Source organism: Mesorhizobium ciceri WSM4083 (assembly GCF_000519305.1).
In the GTDB taxonomy this organism is placed as follows: Bacteria; Pseudomonadota; Alphaproteobacteria; order Rhizobiales; family Rhizobiaceae; genus Mesorhizobium; species Mesorhizobium ciceri_B.
The window spans coordinates 20,838-41,766 of record NZ_JAFG01000011.1 but is presented as its reverse complement, the minus strand read 5'-3'; the positions used below and the strand labels follow the sequence as shown (position 1 = coordinate 41,766).

The following is a 20,929-nucleotide window of genomic DNA, read 5'->3' as shown; positions in this document are numbered from 1 at the left end:
GTTTATTGTGCACTGCATCATTTTATTCGTACCGGTTGATACGTCGCAAAACAATGGCCGTGTACCCCTTCAGTTCCCTTAGAGCGAACAAAAGATGGCGACGTTCCGAAATCTGCCGTGATCACCTAACGGTTTGAGAAGACAGGTAAAATGTCAGGCATGCGGCGAAATCATGGCAGTTGGCACGTGCTGCCACAATTTTAATCAGCAACAATGTCCGGCGGATGACCAAGGCCGAAATCGCCTTTCGTGAAGTATAGAGCGAAACAAAGCTGCAGGATGCCCCTCCGGGCGAAGGGTGGCCAAACCCTCACTGCCCGTGGCGGCCCATAGGGCGCGCCTCAAGCCTTTGATTTCATGGATTTCTCGGCGACATGCCCTTCAATCGGCAGAGGCAAATGCCATGCGGGATGGGGTCTCTCATACCGCCGCGGTGACAAAAGTCGCGCCCCGGACCTCAGCCCCGAGCGCCTGCTTTTTGGGCAACAGTCCTCAGGCCGGGATCCTGATGACAACCTCGGCAACTTCGCCGTCCTTCAGTTCGACTGCCGAACCCTTGGTCTTTGCCCCATTCACCTCCAGCGACACGGCCTTGGCCTTATTGTCGCGGATGACGCGAACCTTGAGTTCCGCCCCCAGCATTTTGAGATTTGCCGAGTACCCATCCCAGTGGCTCGGCAGCTTCGGCTTGAACTGGACACGCTTGCCGCGCCGTTCGATGCCCAGAATGCCTTCGACCGCAGCCCTGTAGAGCCAGCCGGCAGAGCCGGTGTACCAGGTCCAGCCGCCTCGGCCGCCCTTGCTGTTGCCGGCGCTGTCGTCCCCGGCATAGATATCGGCCGCCACGACATAGGGCTCGACACGATAGTGCTCGGCCGTGGCCTCGTCGGTCGCATGGTTGACGGGGTTCAGCATCGAGAAACAGCGATAGGCCTCGTCGACCTGTCCCATCTCGGCAAGCGCGATGACGAACCATGTGGCGGCATGGGTGTACTGGCCGCCATTCTCGCGCACACCGGGCGGATAGCTCTTGATATAACCCGGGTCCTTCTCCGTCTTCGAGAAGGGCGGCGTGAACAGCTTGACGATCTTCAGCTTGTCGTCGACGAGCAGCTTCGTTGCTTGCTCCATCGCGGTCGTCGACCGTGCCGGATCGCCCTCTCCCGAAAGCACGCTCCAGGACTGGGCGATCGAGTCGATCTTGCACTCCTGCGAGTTGCGAGACCCCAAAGGGGTGCCGTCGTCGAAACTGCCGCGCCGGTACCATTCGCCGTCCCATGCGGTGCTCTCAAGCGCCCGCTTCAGAACATCGGCATGCTTTGCCCAGGCCTGTGCTCGCTTGGCGTCGCCCTCGGCCTTGGCGACGGGGGCGAAATCGCCCAGCGTCTTCAGCAGGAACCAGCCGAGCCAGACGCTCTCGCCCTTGCCGTGCTCGCCAACGCGGTTCATGCCGTCGTTCCAGTCGCCGCCCAGGATCAGCGGCAGGCCCGCGGGGCTGCTGCGCTTGATGGCGAGATCGAGCGCACGCGCGCAGTGGTCGTAGAGCGACGCTGTCTTCTTCGAGATTTCCGGGGTGAAGAAGGCATCGTGCTCGCCCTCGCCGAGCGGCTGTCCATCGATGAAGGCCAATTGCTCCTTGAGGATGGTGGCATCGCCGGTGACCAGCAAATAGCGCGCCGTGGCGTGGGCAAGCCAGACCACGTCGTCGGAGATCAGCGTGCGCACGCCAGCACCCGTGCGCGGCAGCCACCAGTGTTGCACGTCGCCTTCGGGGAACTGCCGCCGCGCCGCATTGAGGATCTGGTCGCGCGCCAGCTGCGGGTCATGCGCCAGCAATGCCAGCGTATCCTGCAGTTGGTCGCGGAAGCCGAAGGCACCGCTGGCCTGATAGAAGGCCGAGCGGGCACGGATGCGGCAGGCCAGGCTCTGATAGGGCAGCCAGTGATTGACCATGGCATCGAGCGCCTTGTCAGGCGTCTCGACCTGGATGGTGTCGAGGAAGCCGCGCCATTCGCGCTCATTGTCGGCCAATCGCTGGTCGAAATCCTTGACCCGGTGCTCCTGCACCAGCGCGCTAGCCTCCTCGGCGGACTCGGCGTCGCCGAGCAGCCAGAGCAGCGTCACGTCGCCGCCAGCCGGAATCTCGACATCGCGGGCAATCGCCGCGCACGGATCGTCACCGGCCTCGACACGGCCAGACAGCGCCGCACCACTCAGCACCGCCTGCGGCAGCTCGCTGGAGCCATGCCGGCCCAGGAACTCCGTCCGGTCTGTCGTCACCGAATGAACGCCGCCGTCGGCCGCGAGGAACGCAACCCGTTCGCCGAAATCCAGCCCATAGGGGTTTTGTGCCAGCAGCGCACCGGTTGCCGCGTCCCGCGACGGAACGATGGTTGCCGCAGTGCGCGACCGGTGCCCGCCGAGCACCCATTCGGCATAGGCATAGACACGCAGCCGCGCCGGCACCGAGCCGGAATTCTGGATGCGCAGCCGCGAGATCTTCAGGGAATCGACCGGATCGACGACATGGGTGAGGTCCATCGACAATGGTCCGCGCTTCGAGCGGAAGGTCGAGAAACCCTGGCCATGCCAGGCCTCGTAGGTCATCGAGGGATCGCGCACCATGGCGGCGAGCGGCGAGAATGCCTTGCCGCTCGCCTGATCGTAGATATAGAGGCCCTCGCCCGGCCGGTTCGAGACCGGATCATTCGACCACGGCGTCAACTGGTAGTCGCGGCTGTTTCGGCTCCAGGTGAAGGCTGCGCCCTCGGCGGAGGTGTGGAAGCCGAACGAGGCGTTGGAGACGACGTTGATCCAAGGTTGCGGCGTCGTGCGCCGGCCGGCCAGGCGCACGACATAGTGCCTTCCGTCGCCGTCGAAACCGCCAAAGCCGTTCCACTGGCTGAGCCCGCTTCCATCGGCGCTGACATTGGCCACCGCCTGTGAGGCAGGAGTATGCGTCGTGGGTGTCGGCGACGGCAATTCACGCGGGATCGGCAATGCTGCCAGGGCGTCCCGCGCCTGCAGAGCCGCCGCCTCGGCGCGCTCGATCTGGTCGAAGATGGTGCCGTTGCGCGTGTGCAGGACCACCCGGGCGACAGCGAGCAGCGTCTTGTAGGTGGTTTCGTCCATGAGATCGCGGCGCACCGCGAATATGTGCTGGCGAGGTCCGAGCTCCTTGCCGCGCAGGCGGCTGTTTTCGCACAGCGTCTCGACCGCCCGCTGCAGGTCCTGGACATAGGAGGACGCCTGCTCGTTGACGACGACGAAGTCGATCATCATGCCGCGGGTGCGCATATATTCCTGGAAACGCAGCGCCTGGGCAACGATTTCGAGATCGGCGACGTCGCCGATCCTGACCAGGAAGATCGGGAAATCGCCGGAAATGCTTGTCGGCCACAGGCTCGACTGCTTGCCCAGCCCCGTGGCGATGGATTCAGCGGGAAGACGCAGGAACGGATCCGGATAGATCAGATAGCGCGCCAGCTTCTGCACATTGGCGGCATCGGTCAGGCTGAGGCCCATATGGCGGGTCTGCACCTGGCTGCGCGTCCAGGCAAGCATGGCCTGGCGGGCAAAGCTCTCCGGATGGTCGAGGCGGGCGATCGCTTCGTCCAGTTCGGCACGGCCGGCGCCGACAACCGTCCAGAAGGTCAGCGATATCTTCTTGTTGGCCGGCACGCGCACCTGGCGGCGCAGCGAGGCGACGGGATCAAGTGTAAAGCCTGAGTGGCCGCCCAGCCTGGCGCCCGGGTCGAAAGCGGCGGCGTCGACGATGGTACGGCCACGGCCGATGAAGGCGCGCCTGTCGGTCTCGGCCTCGGCATCGCGCGCCGATCCGGATGGATCGGTGACGAAATGCACCATGGCGATATCGGGCTCGCTGGTCTCGCGCTTGCGCCGCGTGGCGAAGATCGCCGCGTTGTTGGCAGAGATTTCGGTTTCCACGAACATCTTCGAGAAGGCCGGATGCGCGTTGTCGGACGCCTCCAGGCCGAGTACCAGCTCGGCAAAGGAGGTCACTTCGATGTGACGGTCGGACGGACCGTCATTGTAGAGCGTGACCCGACGGCCCTCGCCATTGCCTTCCGAGATGACGATGCATTCGACCTCGGAGCGCAACGTGCCCACCGATTTGACGAAGCTCGCCTTGTCGTCGGAGAACAAGGTCTGCGCCTTTTCCTCGGCCGCGCGCTTCGGTTCGGCTGTAGCCGACCACCAGTCACCTGAGCCTGCGTCACGCAGGAAGATGTAGGAGCCGAGCCGGTCCTCGGTCGGATCCGGCTGCCAGCGGGTGACGGAGAGATCGCCCCAGCGGCTGTAGCCCGAGCCGGTCGCGGTGACCATCACCGAATAGCGGCCGTTCGACATGACGTTGGTCGACCGCAGCGACTGCAGCGGATTGAGCACGATGCGGGTGTCGGGGCTGTCGACTTCGGTCTCGTCCTTGGAGCGTTCGTCGGCCTCGGTCCTGACGGTCGCGGTCGGGATGTCGCGCGGCGCCCTCTCCTGCAGCAAGAGTTCGGCCGATTCGATGACCGGATCGCTGTGGAAGCGGTCGCGCATGCGGCCTTCGAAGATGGCGTCGGCAACCGCCGCGATCGACATGCCCGAATGGTGGGCCATGTAGTTCTGGACGACGACATGATCGGTGCCTTCCGGCACGCGCTGCGGCGTGAAGTCGACGGCATCGTAGTAGCCGTGGCGGCCGAGCGCCCCGATCTCCCGCAATCGGGCGAGATTCAGCACGGCTTCACGCGGATTGAACTGGGCCGCCAGTATGGTGGCGTAAGGCGCGATCACCGTGTTCTGGCCAAGGCCGCGCTTCAGCCCGAGGCCTGGAACGCCGAAATTGGTATATTGGTAGGTCAGTTCGCGGTCGCGCGCATTGTAGGCGGCCTCCGAGATGCCCCACGGCACGTTCTTCTGGCGGCCATACTGAATCTGGCGCTTGATGATCAGCTTGCTGGTCTGGTTGAGGATCGAGCCCTGCGGCTCCTTCATCACCAGCGGCGGCATCAGATATTCGAACATCGAGCCGGACCAGGACATCAGGGCGCCCTGGAAACCGATTTCGACGATCGGCCGGCCAAGCCGGAACCAGTGCTCGGTCGGCAGGTCGCCCTTGGCGATGGCGAACAGGCTGGTCAGCCGCGCTTCGGAAGCCAGAAGGTCGTAGCAGCTTTCGTCGAGCTGGTGCTCCTCGACCCGGTAGCCGATCGACAACAGCTTGCGCTCCGGCCGCATCAGGAAGGAGAAATCCATCTCGAAGGCGTAACGGCGCGTGCGCTCGCGCAAGGTGAGCAGCTTGGCACGCAGCGCCTCGACGGCATTGTCGTCGCTGTGCGCGTCATGGACGTGCGCTTCGCAGGTGGCTTCCAGCCTTGCCGCCCAGTCAACGATGACGTCGCTCTGGGGCGACACCGCCTCCGTATGGATGGCGGTGGCCAATTTGCGGATTTCGCCGGCCAGCACAGCCAGGTTGATGGTGCGGATCGACGCCATTTCGGGCTGCGCCTTGATGGTGTCGACAGCGCGCCGCATGCCGTCGAGGCGGTCGGCTAGGCGCTGGCGCAAGGGGCGCAGCTGGCGACGATCATCGGGCAGATCATCAAGGCTTTCGCTGAGGATGGTGACGGTGTCGAGAATGCCTTCGAAATCGCCCTGGAGATGGACGGAGGGCGCCTCCGCCCATTCGGCGCAAGCTGCCGCTACCGCCACCAGATGACCGGCGAGGTTGCCGCTGTCGACAGCCGAGATGTAGAGCGGATAAAGCGGCTTCAGCGTCGTCGTGTCATACCAGTTGAAGAGGTGACCGCGCTCACGTGGCATGCCCTCGATCGTGGCCATGGTGGCGTCGATGCGGGTGATGGCGTCGGACAGGCTGATCCAGCCGAAGTCGCGGGCGGAAACGACGGACAGCAGGTAGACGCCGATATTGGTTGGCGAAGTGCGTGGCGCCACCACCGGCGCCGGGCTTTCCTGGAAATTGTCCGGCGGCAGATGGTGATGCTCTGCCGTCACGAAGCTTTCGAAATAGTGCCATGTGCGCCGCGCCACCGTGCGCAACGTATGGATATCAGCCTGCGATATGCGCAGGCGATCCTCGGTTTCAGCCGAACGGCTGATCCAGCTGGCGATGGCGGGCGAGCCAATCCAGAACAGGGCGAAGAAGAAGGCAACAAAGGCGCCGGTCGAATCGGCCAGCACCGGAATGGCAAGGCCGACGAAGCCGATGATCACGGCGCCATACATCATGCCGTAATACGACCCGACATCGTTGTCGCCCGCCTTGTGCGCCTGCGAGGCGGTGCGCCATTCCAAAAGGTTCTGGCGGCTGACGAACAGCCGGTAGAGGGTGCGCACGATGGCATCGCCCATCATCCAGGCATTGTGCGCCATCAGCACGATCTTCAGCGCCACCATGGCGGTGCCGAAGGCGACGTCGCGCGCCAGGGCCGAGAAATGGCCGCGTGGCGTCTGGTCGCCGCTCTTGGGCAGGATGGCGTTGACGATGTCGAATGTCGGCGCCATGAACAGGCTGAGGATCAGCAGGGCCTGCCATTGCGCGGCCTGCGTGAAGGGCAGCAGCGTCCAGCCGGCGATCGCCGCCATCACCCAGAAGATCGGCGTCAGCGAGCGGCGCAGATTGTCGATCATCTTCCAGCGCGACAGCGCCGGCACGCCGGAGCGCGGATCGAGCATGAAGCCGAGCAACTGCCAGTCGCCGCGCGCCCAGCGATGGTGGCGCGAGGCGTCGACCGAGTAGCGGGTCGGATAGTCCTCAACCAGTTCGACGTCGGTGATCAGCGCCGCGCGCGCCAGCGCGCCTTCCAGCAGATCGTGGCTGAGGATGGTGTTTTCCTCGATGCGGCCCTGCAGGGCCGCCTCGAAGGCGTCGACATGATAGAGGCCCTTGCCGGTGAAGGACCCGTCGCCGAAGACGTCCTGGTAGAGATCGGACACGGCAAAGACATAAGGGTCGAGGCCGCGATTGGCCGAAAAGACCCGCTGGAAGAACGACGCATCGTCGCCTGATGTCAGCGACGCGGTGATGCGCGGCTGCAGGATCGCGTAGCCGGCCGTGACGACGCGCTTGCTGGCGTCGAAATGCGGCCGGTTGAGCGGGTGGCAAAGCTTGCCGACGAGAGTGGCGACCGCGTCACGGGTGGTGCGCGTGTCGGCATCGAGCGTCATCACATGGACGACGTTCTCCGGCAGCGGCACGTCGAGCGGCAGGAACGTGGTGTCGCTGTCGCCGCGCAGCAGAAGGTCGAGCTCATGCAGCTTGCCGCGCTTGCGCTCCCAGCCCATCCAGGACCCTTGCGCCGCATTGAACAGCCGGCGCCGGTGCAGGATGTAGAAACGCGGCGCGCCTTCGGAAGGATAGCGGGCGTTGAGACGAGCTATCTCGGCACGCGCGAATTCGAGGATTTCGGTGTCGGCAGCATCGATCTCGGTCTTCGAGTCCGGCCAGTCCGACAGCAGCGCGAAATGGATTTCATCGGCCGTGTTGGCGAGATGATGCACCTCGATGTTGCGGATGTTTTCCTCGACATCGTCGCGCGAGCCGATCAGCGACGGCACCACCACCAGCGTGCGCGCCTCGGGCGGCACGCCGTGCCGGTAATCATAACCGACAAGACGCGTCGGTTTCAGGAACAGCGATACGACCGTGTTGAAGAAGGCGAGCGCGCCCTCGCTGGCCGGCACGGCAAAAAGCGCCAGCATGAGGACGATCGAGGGCACCGACAGGCCGAGATTGGCAAGCGCGTTGCCGGAGAGGACGAGAAGCAGGGCCGTCAGCGCAAACACCGGTACGACGATGCCGAGCCACCCGGTCTTGCGGAAGGCACGCTTGGCCGTCTGGCTGATGGTCGGGCGATAGCCGATCGCCTTCTCGAGCTCCAGCCGGCGCGGGCCGACGAGAAAGAAGCCGACATCGGTGTGAGCGGATCCGGTTAAAACGGCGTCGCCGTCGCCATCGCTGGCGGCGTGGCCGGCCAGCTCGATGGCCTTCTCGGCGACGCGATATTCCGAAAGGTTCGAACGGCGCGCCAATTCCTCGATCGCGGTCCGGTACTGGTCGCGCGAGAAGAAGTCGAGCGCGGCGAAATCGGTGCGCTCGCGCAGCACGGTGTCGATGCGGCTGACGCCTTCGAACCACACCGTCCAGTCGACGTCGTTGATGAGGCGCAGGCCGCGAATGATGTTGCCCGTCGTCACATTGCCGCTGGACAGCGTGTGATGTTCGGAAATGATGATTTCCTCGGCATCAGAGCCGGTCTTTTCGAGCTCGCCTTCCAGCCATTCCAGAGCCTTGCCGGCATTCTGCGAGCCATCGCGCAGGCGATAGAGCAGCTGGGTCGCGAAGGTGGTGTCCTGCGCGTGGGCGCTGAAATTGGACAGGATCGACTGCCGGTCAGCGCTGTCGTCGGTGGCCAAGACCTTGTCGGCCACATCGTTGGCGATCTGACGCATCTGGCGGGTGCGATTGACCCTGACGGCCAGCCGACGCAGATTTTCGATCAGGACGAAGCGCAACAGCGAAGGCAGCGCCCAGAGCTCGCCAATCTTCAGCGGCTCGACCGACTGAAAACCCTGGACGATGGACTTGAACATCGTCGCCGAAACGGAACTGTCCGAATGCGCGACATAGGTCCACGCCAGCGCCAGCGCGCGCGGCACGCTGCCGCCGTCAGGCAGTTTCAACGTCGGCAACTGGCGATAGAAGCGGCGCGGCAGATCGCGCTTGACCTGGAAAATGGTCTCTTCGACCAGGTAATTGTTGTCGAGCAGCCATTGTGCCGCCGGCGTGATCGTCTCGCCCCTCGCCTGCGCCGCATTGGTCGACCGGTAGACTTCCAAAATCTTCTTGGCGCTGTCCCGGATACGGGCCTGAAAATCGAAGGGCGTCAGGCCGAACAGATCCGTGAGGTCGCCTTTTGCCAGGCTTTCACCGAGCAGCCGAAGGCGCTCTTCGGGCAGGTAATTGGAGCGGATCGGCTCTTCGGTGATGGCCGGGAAGCTCGCGCTTGTCTTCTCGATTTGGGCAGGATTCGTCTGAATATTCATTGAAAATTCCGTAAGCGGGCACTGAGCGGCGTCACCGCCACGGCAATGGCCCTAAAACCGGTTCAAATGCAATTGGTTGCATAAACCCCACTTGCCGAAAGTTTGTTTCCGCACCGCGACAGGGCGTCATCTCTCAGCAAAACTCAAAGACAAGCACCCCACTTCCCGCCAGGCCAGATCGGCGGAGAGGATTCAGGCTTTTTCGTGATGCCGCCAGCAGCTTACGCTATATTTCTCCGGTACCGCGATCATGTTTGGAAACAAGCGTTAACCGTTGCCGGAAATGCCGCCGATCCGGATCACGAACAGCGTTGCCTCATGGGTGGGCTGGACAAGCAGGCCGCTGCTGACCGGACCGGACAGCAGCGTGTCGAATGGCCCGAGGCGAACCGGTTCGGCGGCGGGCACGCTGACGTCGCCGTCCAGGCACAGGATGAGCGTCGTGCCGGCTTCAGTCCGGACTTCCGTGGGGGCCGAAATCACCAGGCGTTCAACCGAATGCGTCATCCGGCTTCGGCGGGTCATGACATTGAGATCGGTGATCGGTCCGCCGATCAGCGCGGCCGAGGTCTGCACGTCGGCCGGGAAAGAAAACAGGGTGGTCGTCCTGTTTATGGATGTCGGCGGCCAGCCGGCAACATCTAGGATGATGCCCTCGCCTTCGAGCACGGCAAGGGTGCGATCGATGCCGGCAAATTGCGAGAAAGGCCCGCTCAATTCGACGCGCGCCATCGACACGCGCCAGTCGAAGTCGTCGAGCCCGGCACCCGAAGGCGAGACGGCGATTTCCGTCGTCACGCCGCCGCCGTTCTTCCACGGCATCGACCGGTATTCGGCTGCCCGCAGGATGCGCATCGGTTCAGCCAATCAGCCGAGAATGCCGGGCAGGTTGAGCTGGTGCTCCTTGGCGCATTCGATGGCGATTTCGTAGCCGGCATCGGCGTGGCGCATGACACCGCTCGCCGGGTCGTTCCACAACACCCGCTCCAGGCGCCTTGCTGCGTCCGGCGTGCCGTCGGCGACGATGACCATGCCGGCGTGCTGCGAAAAGCCCATGCCAACGCCGCCGCCATGGTGCAGCGACACCCAGGTGGCGCCGGACGCCGTGTTGAGCAACGCGTTGAGCAGCGGCCAGTCGGATACCGCATCCGAGCCGTCCTTCATGGATTCCGTTTCGCGGTTCGGCGAAGCAACCGAGCCGGAATCGAGGTGATCGCGACCGATAACGACAGGCGCCTTCAGCTCACCCTTGGCCACCATTTCGTTGAAAGCGAGGCCGAGCCTGTGGCGGTCGCCAAGGCCAACCCAGCAGATGCGCGCCGGCAAACCCTGGAAAGCGATGCGCTCGCGCGCCATGTCGAGCCAATTGTGGAGATGGGTGTTGCCAGGCGTCAGTTCGCGCACCTTGGCGTCGGTCTTGTAGATATCTTCCGGATCGCCCGACAGAGCTGCCCAGCGGAACGGCCCGATGCCACGGCAAAACAGCGGACGGATATAGGCCGGCACGAAACCGGGGAAGGCGAAGGCGTTCTCGAACCCCTCCTCCTTGGCCACCTGGCGGATGTTGTTGCCGTAGTCGAGCGTCGGCACGCCGGCGTTCCAGAACGCCACCATCGCCTCGACATGTTCACGCATGGAAGCGCGTGCCGCCTTCTCGACCACCTTGGGGTCGCTGACGCGCTTCTCGCGCCACTCGGCCATCGTCCAGCCCTTCGGCAGATAGCCGTTGATGGGATCATGCGCCGAGGTCTGGTCCGTGACCATATCGGGGCGAATGCCACGCCTGAACATCTCCGGCACGATCTCGGCCGTATTGCCAAGCAGGCCGACCGATTTCGCCTCCCCGGCCTTGGTCCAACGCTCGATCTTTTCCAGCGCCTCGTCGAGCGTGTCGGCGCGCTCGTCGACGTAGCGGGTGCGCAGGCGAAAATCGATCGAGTCCGGGTTGCATTCGATTGCGAGGCAGCAGGCGCCGGCCATGACGGCGGCGAGCGGCTGGGCGCCACCCATGCCGCCGAGACCGCCGGTGAGGATCCATTTACCCCGGAGATTGCCGCCATAGTGCTGGCGGCCGGCCTCGACGAAGGTCTCGTAGGTGCCCTGCACGATGCCTTGCGTGCCGATATAGATCCACGAGCCGGCCGTCATCTGGCCGTACATCATCAGGCCCTTCTTATCGAGCTCGTTGAATTTTTCCCAATTCGCCCAGTGCGGCACCAAATTGGAGTTGGCGATCAGCACGCGCGGCGCGTCCGGGTGGGTGCGGAAGACGCCGACCGGCTTGCCGGACTGGACCAGCAAGGTCTCGTCATCGGCCAGCGTCCTCAAGGAGGCGACAATGCGGTCAAAGTCGTTCCAGGTGCGCGCCGCCCGGCCGATGCCGCCATAGACGACCAGTTCGTTGGGATTTTCAGCAACATCCGGATCGAGATTGTTCATCAGCATGCGCAGCGGCGCTTCCGTCAGCCAGGAGCGCGCGCTGATTTCGGTGCCGCGCGGGCTGCGGACTTCGCGGATATTGTGGCGAGGATTGTTCATGGCGTCACTCCATAAAGGACCTGATGTCAGACGCGCGCCCAGGATGTCGCGGTCTCGAGGATTTTCCGCAGCGTGGCGCGGATCGGTGCTGCGAACTCGGCGTCATAGGGCACCGGCCAATTGTCCGGCGTACCCTTGCCATCTGGCTCGCGCATATAGCCGCGGTTGGAGAGTTCCATCTGCAGCGCATGCACGCCTTGTTGCGGCTGGCCGAAATGGCGTGTGATCCAGCCGCCCTTGAAGCGGCCGTTGATGACAAAGGTTTCACCGGTTTCGGCCATGATCTGGCCGACCATCGCCTGCAGCGTCGGACCGGCGCTCCTGCCGTCATTGGTGCCGAGGTTGAAAACCGGCAGCGTGCCTTCAAACAGGCGCGGCAGCACTGAACGGATCGAGTGGCAGTCATAGAGCACGATCTTGTCGTGCAAGCCACGCAACCGGTCGATCTCGACCTGCAAGGCGGCATGGTAGGGCACGAAGAATTTTTCGCGGCGCTCGTCGATCTCCGACGGCCCCGGTTCTTCGCCCTCGCCGTAGAGCGGATCGCCATCGAAAGTCTCGGTCGGGCAAAGGCCGGTCGTCGCCTGGCCGGGGTAAAGCGAGGCGCCGGAGGGATCGCGGTTGACGTCGATGACGGTGCGCGAGATCGCGGTGTGTACCACCGTCGCCCCGAGGCCGGCAGCAAAGTCATAGAGATTATCGATCCACCAATCGCAGTCGCGGCGGCCGAGCCAGGGCGAGACCAGCCGATTCTCAAGGCCGGCGAGGTCGATGCCGGTGTGCGGGATCGACACCAGCAACGGGGCTGTGCCGGGCGTGACCGTCAGCCAGGGCGCGCTTGCCATCACATCGCTCCCGAAATCGACGGCAGAGCCACACCGCCGGCGGCCTTGATGGCCGCACCGCTGCGCACCATGGCGATGGCTTTTTCCATATCGGGGTGGAAATGGCGATCATTGTCGAGATGCGGCACTTCGGCCCGGACCAGTCTGCGGACCGCCTCCAGGGCGTCGCTCGAGGCCAGCGGCGCGTGGAAATCGCAGCCTTGGGCCGCGGCCAGCAATTCGATGCCGATCACCGCGGTGGCGTTCTCGACCATGCCGATCAGCCGGCGCGCGCCGTGCGCGGCCATCGAAACATGGTCTTCCTGGTTTGCCGAGGTGGGGATCGAATCGACGCTGGCCGGATAGGCTTTCTGCTTGTTCTCCGAAACAAGCGCCGCCGCCGTCACCTGCGGGATCATGAAGCCGGAGTTCAGACCGGGCTTCGGCGTCAGGAAGGCCGGCATGCCGGACAGCGCCGGATCGACAAGCATGGCGATGCGGCGTTCCGACAGCGAACCGATTTCGCAGACGGCGAGCGCGATCATGTCGGCGGCGAAGGCCACCGGCTCGGCGTGGAAATTACCGCCGGAAAGCGCGGTGTCATCCTCGGCGAAGATCAGCGGATTGTCGGTGACGCCATTGGCTTCGGTGCCCAGCGTGTCGGCTGCCTGGCGCAGCACGGTGAGTGCAGCGCCCATGACCTGCGGCTGGCAGCGCAGGCAATAGGGATCCTGCACGCGTTCGTCGCCAACCCGATGCGATTCACGGATGGCGCTGCCGGCCATCAGATTGCGCAGGGCGTCGGCCGTCTCGATCTGCCCGGGATGCTTTCTCAGCACATGGATGCGCGGATCGAAGGGGGCGTCGGAGCCTTTTGCCGCGTCGGTCGACAGGGCACCGGCGACCAGCGCCGATTGGTAGAGCACTTCGGCCTCGAACAAGGCGGCCAGCGCATAGGCGGTCGAAAACTGGGTGCCGTTGAGCAGCGCCAGGCCCTCCTTGGCGCCCAATGTCACCGGCTCCAGGCCATGCGAGACGAAGGCGACCTTGGCCGGGAAACGGCCGTGCGGGGTGAAGCATTCGCCGACGCCGATCATCACCGCCGTCATATGCGACAGCGGGGCAAGGTCACCGGAGGCGCCGACGGAACCTTGCGCCGGCACTACCGGGATGACGTCGTTGGCCAGCATTGCTTCGAGCAACTCGATGGTCTGCGGCCGCACGCCGGACGCGCCCTGCGCCAGGCTGGCGAGCTTCAGCGCCATCATAAGCCTGCAGACAGCAACCGGCATCGGCTCGCCGACGCCGGCGGCGTGCGACAGCACGATGTTGCGCTGCAAGGTCTCGAGGTCTTCGGCCGGGATGCGAACGCTGGCCAGTTTGCCAAAGCCGGTGTTGATGCCGTAGACCGGCTCACCCTTGGCAACGATCCTGGCGACGGCCTCGGCGCTCGCCTTGATTTTCGGCCGGCAGGCATTGTCCAGCTTGGGCACGGCGCCACGATAGATGGCGCGCCAGTCCGCCAGCGTCGCATTGCCGGGCTTCAGGGTCAGTTCGGTCATTGTCCTCTCCAGATGCGGGCATGCAGCGGGTTGAAGCCCATGCGGTAGACGAGTTCGGCGGGGCGCTCGATGTCCCAGATCGCCAGGTCGGCGGATTTTCCGGCTTCAAGCGTGCCGGTTTCTCCCCGCAAACCAAGCGCGCGGGCCGCCTCGCGGGTGACGCCGGCAAGGCATTCATCGACGGTCAGGCCGAACAGGGTCGCGGCCATGTTCATGGTCAGAAGCAGTGAGGTCAGCGGCGAAGTGCCGGGATTGTTGTCGGTGGCGACAGCCATCTTGACGCCGTGCTGGCGAAACAGTCCGATCGGCGGCTTCTTGGTTTCGCGAATGAAATAGTAGGCGCCGGGCAGTATCGTCGCCACGGTTCCGGCCTTGGCCATCGCCGCTGCACCCGCCTCATCGGTGTATTCGAGATGGTCGGCCGACAGAGCGCCGTAGCGGGCGGCGAGTCCGGCGCCATGCAGGTTGGACAGTTGGTCGGCATGAAGCTTGACCGGCAGGCCGGCCGCCTTTGCCGCATCGAAGACGCGCGCCATCTGTTCCGGCGAAAAGGCGATGCCTTCGCAGAAACCGTCGACCGCATCGGCCAGCCCCTCGGCGGCAACCGCCGGGAGAATTTCCTTGGCGACCAGATCGATAAAAGCGTCCTTGTCGCCTCTGGCTTCCGGCGGCAATGCATGGGCGCCGAGGAAGGTGGTGCGGATCGTCACTGGCCGCTGTCCAGCCAGTTGGCGCGCCGCGCGCAGCGACTTTTTCTCGTTTTCGAGGTCGAGGCCGTAGCCTGACTTTACCTCCACTGACGTTACGCCTTCGGCGATCAGCGCATCGAGACGCGGCAGCGATTGGGTGACCAGTTCGCTCTCGCTGGCGGCCCGCAAGGATTTGACCGAGGAGACAATGCCGCCGCCGGCTCTGGCGACTTCTTCATAGGTGGCGCCGGCCAGCCGCATCTCGAATTCGTTGGCGCGGTTGCCGGCATGGACCAGATGGGTGTGGCAGTCGATCAGGCCAGGCGTGATCCAGCGGCCCTCGCAATCGACCGTCTCGGCGGCCTGGGCAAGTGTTGGGGGCAGCTCCGACTCGGGGCCGGCATAGACAATGCGGCCGTCACGCGCAGCGACCGCGCCATGTTCGACGACGCCTAGTCCGGCAGACCCTTCGGCCATGGTCGCGAGCCGCGCATTGCGCCACAGACGAAGATCCCCTGCCCGGCTTTTGCTCTGTCCAGCCATCATCTTTTCCGTTTCAATGGATGACGATTATGTATATACATATTGAAACGCACTGCAAGTGCCATCATCGCATGAGAGACAGAGAACCGGAGAGAAAAGTGGCAGCGATCTTTGCGGAACAGGCGCTCCTTCCCGATGGCTGGCGCGATAATGTGCGGCTCACCCTGGCCGATGGACGCATTACAGCCGTTCAGCCTGGCGCAGCAGCGGCAGCCGGCGACGAACGCCACGCGATCCTGTTGCCCGGCATGCCCAATTTGCACAGCCACGCCTTCCAGCGCGGCATGGCCGGCCTTGCCGAGCTTCGCGGCCCCTCCGCCGACAGTTTCTGGAGCTGGCGCGAGGTGATGTACCGTTTCGCCCTGTCGATGACACCCGATCAGGTCGAGGCGGTTGCCGCACAACTCTATGTCGAAATGCTGGAGGCCGGGTTTTCGCGTGTCGGCGAATTTCACTATCTGCATCACGACCGCGATGGAAAGCCCTACGCCAACCTCGCCGAGATGGCCGAGCGCATTGCGGCCGCGGCCGGCGAGACGGGCATCGGCCTGACCCTGCTGCCGGTGTTTTATGCGCACTCGTCTTTCGGCGGTGCCGTGCCAAACGACGGCCAGAGGCGATTCATCAACGATGTGAGTCGGTTCTCGCGGCTTGTTGAGAAATGCTGCGAATCGGTTCGTGCACTGAATCAGGCTGTCGTCGGCGTTGCTCCACACAGTTTGCGTGCCGCGACGCCGCAGGAACTAGCCGAAGTCGCCGCGCTGGCGCCGGAGGGGCCGATTCACATCCATATCGCCGAGCAAGTGAAAGAGGTCGAGGACTGTCTTGCCTGGTCCGGCGCGAGGCCCGTGGAGTTTTTGCTCGCCAACGCCAAGGTCGACAAGCGCTGGTGCCTGATCCATGCCACGCACATGACCGATGCTGAAACCGTTGCCATGGCCAGGAGCGGCGCCATCGCCGGCCTCTGCCCGATCACCGAGGCCAATCTCGGTGACGGCACTTTTGCCGCCCCGCTGTTCAGGGAACATGGAGGCCGCTATGGCGTCGGCTCCGATTCCAACGTTCTCATCGGCCTCCCCGACGAGTTGCGCCAGCTCGAATATTCGCAGCGCCTCGCTCACCGCGCCCGCAATGTGCTCGCGGTCGCGGGCGGCTCGACCGGCCGGGCGCTGTTCGATGCCGCGCTAGACGGGGGCAGCGCCGCCCTTGGCGCCGGCATCTCGCAGATCGCCGCCGGCGCATCCGCCGATCTCGTCTCGCTCGATCCCAAAAATCCCTCGCTGGCCGGCAAGAGCGGCGACGCGATCCTGGACGCCTGGATCTTCGCCAATGGCGGCAAGGTCGACTGCGTCTGGGTGCATGGGCTCAAGCAGGTCAGCGGCGGCAGGCATGTGAAGCGAGAGGCTATCACCGAGCGGTTTCGCAGCGTGATGAGGGCGCTTTCGGCATGAGCATGGCCGGTACAGTGGTAGCGGAAGGTAGCGGCTCGCTGCACCAGCGCATCCTGACCGACATTAGCGAGAAGATCACGTCCGGTGCCTGGGCGCCCGGCCATCGCATCCCGTTCGAGCACGAACTGAGCGTGCAATACAATTGCTCGCGCATGACGGTGAACAAGGCGCTGTCACAGCTTGCCAAGGCCGGGCTGATCGAACGCCGCCGCCGCTCAGGCAGCTTTGTGCGCCGGCCGCAGTCGCAAGCGGCGGTGCTGGAAATCCACGATATCCGCATCGAGGTCGAAGCGCTCGGCCTGCCCTACCGCTATGAGCGCGTCGCGCGACACAAAAGGCGCAGCAGCGCCGGCGATCGCGCGCTGCTGGAGCTGGGCGTGGCCGGACCGGTGCTGGCGCTGGAGTGTGGGCATTTCGCCGGCGAGCGACCGTTCGCGCATGAACAGCGGCTGATCAACCTCACCGCCGTGCCCGAGGCAGCGGACGAGGAATTCGTGGCCATCGCACCAGGACCATGGCTGATCGGCCGCGTGCCGTGGAGCGAAGCCGAGCACCGGATTCGCGCTGTCGCCGCCGACAGGCATATCGCCGCGGCACTCGACATAGAAACCGGTGCGCCCTGCCTGGTGGTCGAGCGACGGACATGGAGCGCCGAGCACCCGGTCACCCATGTGCGCTTTACCTACGCGGCCGAGAGCCACACGCTGGTGGCAAGGTTCAGGCCGCAGGGGTAGTCTTTCTTCACCCTCCCCCTTGTGGGGAGGGTCGGCGAGCCGGCATTGCGAAGCAATGGTGGCGAAACGGGGCGGGGTGCGGCGCCGACCCCCACCCCGCTGCTTTGCAGCGACCCTCCCCACAAGGGGGAGGGTAAAAACTCAAATCGCGGCGGTAATAATAATCTCGACCAGATAGTCCGGGGTGGCGAGCTTTGCTTCGCCGGTGGCGCGGGCTGGCGTGTTGCCCTGCGGCACCCACTTGTCCCACTCAGCGTTCATCTCGGCAAAAGTGCTCATGTCGGCCAGCCAGATGATCGCCTGCAGGATCTTGGTCTTGTCGGAACCGGCCTTGGCCAGCAATTCGTCGACGGCCGCCAGGATATCCCTGGTCTGCGAAGCGACGTTGCCGGTTGGCTGGCCGACCTGGCCGGCCAGATAGACGGTGTCTCCGTGAATGACGATCTGGCTCATGCGCGGGCCGACATCGATGCGACGAATGCTCATTGGATGGTTCCTTCCTGTGGCGGTTGCGCTTCTTTAGAGTCGCGGCCGGCTTGGGGCAAGGTCGCCAGGTCGAATCCCCTTGGGCCAACGACATATGACATGCACACACGGCAAGTTGACCTCCGGCCGCAATTCCGCCGGATTGGCTTGTTGACTAATGTAATAACATCACATATCCAATCGACCGCTGCCAGCAGCCGGATTTCGCCGCCCCACGGATCGCAGAATGACAAACACCTGCCTGACATTCCGCGACCTGACGCTTGGCTACGGCAGCCATCCGGCGATCCATCATCTCGACGGCACCATCCGCAAGGGCTCGCTGACGGCTGTCGTCGGCGCCAACGGCTCAGGCAAATCCACGCTGATGAAAGGTATTGTCGGCGTCCTGAAGCCGATGGCCGGCGAAGTTATCCGCGCGCCCGGCGTTCGCGCCGCCTATCTGCCGCAGCAGTCGGAACTCGACCGCTCCTTTCCGGCGCGGGTGGTGGATCTGGTTTCGCTCGGCCTGTGGCCACGGCGCGGGCTGCTTGGCCGTTATACCAGGGAAGATCGCGATGACGTCAGCAAGGCGCTGATGGCGGTCGGCCTCGGTGGCTTCGAGAAGCGCCCGATCGACACGCTGTCGGGCGGCCAGTTGCAGCGCACGCTGTTTGCGCGTGTCCTGCTGCAGGACGCCGACCTCATCCTGCTCGACGAACCCTTCAACGCCGTCGACGCCAAGACGGTCGGCGACCTTATTGCGCTGATCAAACACTGGCATGGCGAGGAACGCACCATCATGGTTGTCGTCCACGATCTGGACCTGGTGCGTCAGAATTTCCCCGAAACACTGTTGCTTGCCCGCCAGCCGATTGCCTGGGGCGAAACCAGGGAAACGCTGAAGCCGGAAAACCTGCTGCGCGCCCGTCGCTTCCACGAAGCCTGGGAAGAGAATGCGCCCTGGTGCGAGCCAGGCGAGGACGCTCATGGTCATGGCCACGATCACGACCACCATGACCATCACCACGGCGTCGGACCTAGGGCTGCCTGATGGATACGCTTTACGGTCTCTTCATCGCACCCTTCGCCGATTTCGGCTTCATGCAGCGGGCCCTGGTCGGTTCGCTGATGCTGTCGCTCGGCGCCTGCCCGATCGGCGTCTTCCTGATGCTGCGACGCATGAGCCTGTCGGGCGACGCCATGGCGCATGCCATCCTGCCCGGTGCCGCCGCCGGCTTCCTGTTCTATGGGCTGGAAATCCTGCCGATGACCATCGGCGGCCTGATCGCCGGCGTCATCGTCGCGCTCGGCGCCGGCGCCGTCTCGCGCTTCACCATCCAGCGCGAAGACGCCTCGATGGCGGCGTTCTACCTGATTTCGCTCGCTATAGGCGTGCTGATGGTGTCGATCCGCGGTTCCAGCGTCGATCTCATGCATGTGCTGTTTGGCACCGTGCTCGCGCTCAACGATGAAGCGCTGACGCTGATCGGTGGCATCGTCGTCGTGACGCTGGTCAGCCTCGCCATCTTCTGGCGGGCGCTGGTCGCCGAATGCCTCGACCCGCTGTTCCTGCGCTCGGTCAGCCGGCTCGGCAGTCCGGTGCATTTCATCTTCCTCGGCCTTGTCGTGCTCAACCTTGTCGGCGGCTTCCAGGCACTCGGCACGCTTCTGTCGGTTGGGCTGATGATGCTGCCGGCCGCGGCGGCCCGCTTCTGGACAGCTCGCGTCGAGCCGATGTGCGTGCTGGCGGTGCTGATCGGCTTCGCCTCCTGCGTCGCCGGACTGCTTTTGTCCTATCACGCGTCGCTGCCGTCCGGCCCGGCCATCATCCTTTCGGCCGGCGTCGTCTATTTCGCCTCGATCCTGTTTGGCACGCGCGGCATTCTGCGCGCGCGCATCATCCATCACCGTCACAGAACGGCCTGATCCCCGCCCCTAGAAGGAGACCCGTCTATGCTGAAATCGATCCATGCCGCCCTGGCTATGAGCGTTATAACATTAACCGCCTTTGGCGCATCGTCGGCCTTGGCGGCACCGCTAAAAGTGGTCGCCAGCTTCACCGTCATTGCCGATTTCGCCAAAAATGTCGGCGGCGACCGCATCGACGTCACCACCATTGTCGGGCCGGATGGCGACGCCCATGTCTACGAGCCGAGCCCGGCCGATGCTGTGGCCATGGCCAAGGCCGACATCGTGCTGGTCAACGGCCTGCATTTCGAAGGTTTCCTGCAGCGGCTGGTCGATGCCAGCGCTACCAAGGCGTCTATCATCACCTTGACCAAGGGCGTGACGCCGATCGATTTCAAACCTGAATTCGCCGATGCCGACGCGGCCGAAGGTGCCGGCACCGGCGGCGGCAAGACGGTCACCGATCCGCACGCCTTCCAGTCGATCGCCAATGCCAGGATCTACGTGAAGAACATCGCCGAGGCTTTCTGCGCGGCGGATGCGGAAGGCTGCGTCAGCTACCAGACCAATGCCGCCGCCTACACAAAGAAGCTCGACGCGGTCGAAGGTGAAGTGAAAACGGCGATTGCCTCGATCCCGCAGAGCAAGCGCGTCGTCATCACCTCGCATGACGCCTTCGGCTATTTCGAACACGCATACGGCCTGACCTTCCTTGCCCCGCAAGGCATCTCGACCGACTCCGAACCGTCCGCCGCCGACGTCGCCAAGCTGGTTACCCAGGTGAAGCAGGACAAGGCGGCTGCGATTTTCGTCGAGAACATCACAAACCCGCGCCTGATCGAGCAGATCGCCAGCGAGACCGGCATCAAGGTCGGCGGCACGCTCTATTCGGACGCGCTGTCGCAGCCCGATGGGCCGGCCGCGACCTATATCGACATGATGCACAACAACATCCGTCAGATCAAAGGCGCCATTCTCGGCAGCTGAGTTTGAAGGATCGTCCAGCCGGGCCGCATCGGCCCGGTTGGATTTTCCGGCACGCAATGTGTATTTGGCAGAGAATTCCTTCGGTACGGATTGCCGCCCATGTCGGGGAGTGGCAAGACTGCCGCCTGACCAGTTTGCAAGGATGCTGCC

At 64.2% G+C, this 20,929-nt stretch carries 12 protein-coding genes; 5 read left to right on the top strand and 7 right to left on the bottom strand.

Going from position 1 to position 20,929, the window contains the following annotated elements; translation table 11 throughout:
- Positions 1 to 492 precede the first annotated feature (492 nt).
- The 6 genes from MESCI2_RS0121190 to hutI form a co-directional block, all read right to left on the bottom strand.
- Positions 493 to 9,075 carry a GH36-type glycosyl hydrolase domain-containing protein gene (locus MESCI2_RS0121190; protein ID WP_027038329.1) on the bottom strand — a complete coding sequence of 2,861 codons (8,583 nt, stop codon included), beginning with the start codon at positions 9,073 to 9,075 and terminating at the stop codon, positions 493 to 495.
- Positions 9,076 to 9,342: 267 nt separating this feature from the next.
- Entirely contained in the window at positions 9,343 to 9,930 is a 588-nt protein-coding gene (locus MESCI2_RS0121185; RefSeq protein WP_027038328.1) for a HutD/Ves family protein, read from the bottom strand.
- 12 nt (positions 9,931 to 9,942) lie between these two features.
- Complete coding sequence (gene hutU, locus MESCI2_RS0121180) at positions 9,943 to 11,613, bottom strand: urocanate hydratase (protein WP_027038327.1); 1,671 nt, start codon at positions 11,611 to 11,613, stop codon at positions 9,943 to 9,945.
- A gap of 26 nt (positions 11,614 to 11,639) precedes the next feature.
- Positions 11,640 to 12,458, bottom strand: a complete 819-nt coding sequence (gene hutG, locus MESCI2_RS0121175) for an N-formylglutamate deformylase (RefSeq protein WP_027038326.1) — start codon at positions 12,456 to 12,458, stop codon at positions 11,640 to 11,642.
- On the bottom strand, positions 12,458 to 13,999 hold the full coding sequence (gene hutH, locus MESCI2_RS0121170) for a histidine ammonia-lyase (RefSeq protein WP_027038325.1): 1,542 nt from the start codon (positions 13,997 to 13,999) through the stop codon (positions 12,458 to 12,460). Before hutH ends, hutG begins: the two co-directional genes overlap by 1 nt.
- A complete protein-coding gene (hutI, locus tag MESCI2_RS0121165; RefSeq protein WP_027038324.1) occupies positions 13,996 to 15,231 on the bottom strand; it encodes an imidazolonepropionase in 1,236 nt (411 codons plus the stop codon). Before hutI ends, hutH begins: the two co-directional genes overlap by 4 nt.
- Positions 15,232 to 15,329: 98 nt before the next feature.
- Between hutI and MESCI2_RS0121160 the strand changes: the two genes are divergently transcribed.
- Together MESCI2_RS0121160 and hutC are read left to right on the top strand one after the other, a co-directional pair.
- Positions 15,330 to 16,682 (top strand): formimidoylglutamate deiminase, encoded by a 1,353-nt coding sequence (locus MESCI2_RS0121160; protein WP_027038323.1) that lies wholly within the window; start codon positions 15,330 to 15,332, stop codon positions 16,680 to 16,682.
- Complete coding sequence (gene hutC / locus MESCI2_RS0121155; protein ID WP_081738823.1) at positions 16,679 to 17,416, top strand: histidine utilization repressor; 738 nt, start codon at positions 16,679 to 16,681, stop codon at positions 17,414 to 17,416. The genes MESCI2_RS0121160 and hutC overlap by 4 nt, the downstream gene beginning before the upstream one ends.
- 141 nt (positions 17,417 to 17,557) lie before the next feature.
- Here the strand turns inward: hutC and MESCI2_RS0121150 are convergent, their stop codons facing one another.
- Positions 17,558 to 17,902, bottom strand: a complete 345-nt coding sequence (locus MESCI2_RS0121150; protein WP_027038321.1) for a RidA family protein — start codon at positions 17,900 to 17,902, stop codon at positions 17,558 to 17,560.
- A gap of 226 nt (positions 17,903 to 18,128) precedes the next feature.
- Between MESCI2_RS0121150 and aztA the strand changes: the two genes are divergently transcribed.
- Genes aztA through aztC form a run of 3 tightly spaced genes read left to right on the top strand, consistent with a single transcriptional unit; the run spans position 18,129 to position 20,779 of the window.
- The gene (aztA, locus tag MESCI2_RS0121145) at positions 18,129 to 18,935 is read left to right on the top strand and encodes a zinc ABC transporter ATP-binding protein AztA (protein ID WP_027038320.1); all 807 of its coding nucleotides are present in this window, start codon (positions 18,129 to 18,131) and stop codon (positions 18,933 to 18,935) included.
- Entirely contained in the window at positions 18,935 to 19,810 is an 876-nt protein-coding gene (gene aztB / locus MESCI2_RS0121140; RefSeq protein ID WP_027038319.1) for a zinc ABC transporter permease AztB, read from the top strand. Before aztA ends, aztB begins: the two co-directional genes overlap by 1 nt.
- A gap of 27 nt (positions 19,811 to 19,837) precedes the next feature.
- Positions 19,838 to 20,779: a zinc ABC transporter substrate-binding protein AztC gene (gene aztC / locus MESCI2_RS0121135; RefSeq protein ID WP_027038318.1), complete on the top strand. Its 942-nt coding sequence runs from the start codon at positions 19,838 to 19,840 to the stop codon at positions 20,777 to 20,779.
- Positions 20,780 to 20,929: the final 150 nt, after the last annotated feature.